Here is a 2983-nt window from a genome sequence, read left to right on the forward strand (position 1 = left end):
GACTCCTCTCCCACGTACCCGTGCTACCCACAGCCCCTCCATCTCCTCCCACCCAGCCCATGGGAAGGGCTTGGCGGCGAGAGCCGGGTATGTTACCCAGCTCACATGGTGAGCTATGTTATCCAGGTCACAGATCTGGTCAAGGGGTGGGCCGCCGCCGGTTCATCCGCCGGTTCACCCGGCGGGGATGCCGTCCTCCAGGTAGACGGGCAGGTGCGGGGCGGCCAGGCAGGCCGCGACCCGACGGGCCAGGTGCGCTGAGGCCCGCTTGGCGACCTCGGCGGGTGCGCAGTACCGGGCCGAGTGGATCTCCGCGGCCTGCAGGACCAGCGCGTCCACCGGGATCGGCGGACCGTCCACGGCGAACAGGAACCGCAGCGCGTCCGCCCGCTGCCCGGTAGCGAGATGGTCGACGCACAGCAGGCGGCCGACCGGCAGGTCGAGCCCGAGTTCCTCGCCCAGCTCGCGCTGCGCGGTCTGCCGCGGAGACTCGCCGGGCTCGGCGATCCCGCCGGGGACATCCCAGTTCGGCTTGTACGTCGGCTCCACCAGCAGCACGCGCCCGGCGGCGTCGCGCAGCAGGCAGCCGGCCGCCACCGCCTTCCTCGACCGGGCCACGTAGTCGTCCAACAGCGCCATGGCCGGCACGCTACCGGTGGTGATCCGGCCATCCGGCTCGAACCGGGAAGCGCTGACCGTCCGGCGGATGGCGCCGGCTCGCCGGGATCGCGGCCATCGCCAGCACGACGCCGAGCTCGTCCCCCGGCTGGTGGCGCTCGCCGCCTGACCCGCCTGACCCGACGGACGTCGCGGCGGGCGGTCGGGCCAGCCGGCCGCGGTCGAGGACGACGAGGTGGTCGGCACGGGCGGCCAGCCGCAGATCATGGGTGATCACGAGGACGGTCCGGTCGGCGGCGAGCCGACGTAGGGAGCGCAGCAGCGGCTCGGCGGCGGCGTCGTCGAGCCCCGCCGTCGGCTCGTCGAGGACCAGGACGGGGGAGTCGCGCAGCAGTGCCCGCGCGAGCGTGACCCGCCGTCGCTGGCCGCCGGACAGCCGCCGGCCGCCCTGCCCGAGCGGCGTGTCGTAACCATCGGGCAGCCGGCGGGCGAACCCGTCCACTCCGGCGGCCCGCGCGGCGGCGGCGACCCGAGCGGGGTCGGCGTCCGGCTGCCCCCAGGCGATGTTCTCCCGCAGCGTCCCGTCGACGAGTGGGCTGTCCTGGGCCACCACGGTCACGGCACGGCGCAGCGAGGCCAGGGTCACCGAGCGCAGATCGTGCCCGTCGAGCAGGATCCGCCCGGCCGACGGGTCGTGCAGCCGTGTCAGCAGCCTGGTCACCGTCGACTTCCCGGCGCCGCTGCCGCCGGTGAGGACGGTCAGCTCGCCGGGGCGCAGGGCGAACGAGACGTCGTCCAGCGCGGGCTGGAGCGTGTCCGGGTAGGTCAGGCGCACCTGCTCGAACCGCAGATGGCCACGGACGCGGCCCAGTGGGCGGGCGTCCGGGGCGTCGTCCACCTCCGCGGGGTGGTCGAGGACCTCGATGATCCGTTCCCCGGCGGTCACCGCGGAGCCGACCGTCACGACGAGTTCACCGAGCTCCTGCAGCGGGCCGTACAGGTAGCCGAGGAAACCGGCGAAGGACAGCAGGCCGCCGACGGTCAGCCGCCCCTGCGCGATCTCCCAGCTACCCATGCCCAGCACGGCCAGCACGAAGACGGTCTCCAGCAGGCTGGCCAGCACGCCGTTCGCCGCCGCGAGTCGGTAGGCGGCGAATCGGGCCTCGCGCCAGGCGGCGCCGTGACGGCGCAGCCGGCGCAGCTCGTACCCCGCCATCCCGTGGGTCTGCACGAGGGCGCTGGCCGCGATGTTCTCCTCGACGACGGCGCCGATGCGGCCCTCCGCGGCCCGCTCGGCCTGCGAGACCTGCCGCACGCGGCCCGCGAGCCGCCGGGTGAGCAGCCAGTGTAGCGGCGCCGCGGCGCAGGCCAGCAGCGCGAGCTCCCAGCGCAGGACGAAGGCGGCCGTGGCGAAGCACACCACCCCGCAGCCGGCGGTGATGGCCTGGACCAGGCCGGCGCCGAGGAGGTCGTCGATGGCGTCCACGTCCGAGCTGAACCGGGTCATGAGGTCGCCGGCCGGCCGCTGCGCGAAGAAGGTCGGTGACAACACGTGCAGGCGGGCGAGCATCGCCGCGCGAAGCCGGCCCAGCAACCGCCCCGACGCCTTCGCCTCCAGGCAGTGGCCCACGTACCCGCACGCACCGCCGGCGACGGCGACGGACAGCCACAACGCCGCCGGGCCCCAGAACTCCCGAGGTGAACCTGGTATGAGGGCCCGGTCGGTGAGCCGGCCGAAAAGCCACACCGTGGCCGTCTCCGCGCCTGTGCCGGCGAGCAGCAGCGCCACTGCGCCGAGCAGCAGCCCGCGTTCGGGCCGGACGAGGGGACGCAGACGGCGCAGCACCCGACGAGTCGCGGCGGCCCCGTCGGGTGCCGCGGCTGGCCCGTCGCGGGGGGCGGTCCTACCGGCAACCGTACGTTCGGCGTGTCGCGCCGGCATTCCAACCGCCTTTCCCGGCCGGTCCGGGGTGCGGTGTCAATCATCGCACCCCGGACCGGAAATGCCGGATCTCTGTTACCCGTGTGATGGCTTCCTGGGGAGCGGGTGGGGGCGCGGCCGGCGCGGCCTCTTCGGCTTGGGCGGCGGCGGAAGAATCTTCCTGAGTGGCATTCTTTAAATCCTTTCCTCTGGGTCGGCCTTCTTGCCGACGAAGGGACACGCTAGTTGACTGGAGGGAGATCTGACTGTGAATTTCCTGGGTATTCCTGTGCGTTGCTGTGATGCGGGCATCACATTGAGCCTTTCCCTGCAACGGGCCGTCACACTCCGCGTTCGATCACTATCTGTGACGGGCGGAGGGGGGTAGGCAGGGAAACGCGGGGCCTCGGTAGGAAGTAGTCCTTCCACAGAGCAACTTCCGAG

At 72.9% G+C, this 2983-nt stretch carries 2 protein-coding genes; both read right to left on the reverse strand.

Features of this window, described 5'->3' with window-relative positions; genetic code table 11:
- Positions 1 to 174: 174 nt before the first annotated feature.
- Positions 175 to 639, reverse strand: coding sequence for an NUDIX domain-containing protein (locus NBZ85_RS29655; RefSeq protein WP_261559854.1), 465 nt, complete (start codon positions 637 to 639; stop codon positions 175 to 177).
- Positions 640 to 649: 10 nt separating this feature from the next.
- Positions 650 to 2464 carry an ABC transporter ATP-binding protein gene (locus NBZ85_RS29660; RefSeq protein ID WP_261563239.1) on the reverse strand — a complete coding sequence of 605 codons (1815 nt, stop codon included), beginning with the start codon at positions 2462 to 2464 and terminating at the stop codon, positions 650 to 652.
- Between the last annotated feature and the right edge of the window lie 519 nt (positions 2465 to 2983).

This window comes from Frankia tisae (assembly GCF_025403405.1).
Classification (GTDB): Bacteria; Actinomycetota; Actinomycetes; order Frankiales; family Frankiaceae; genus Frankia; species Frankia tisai.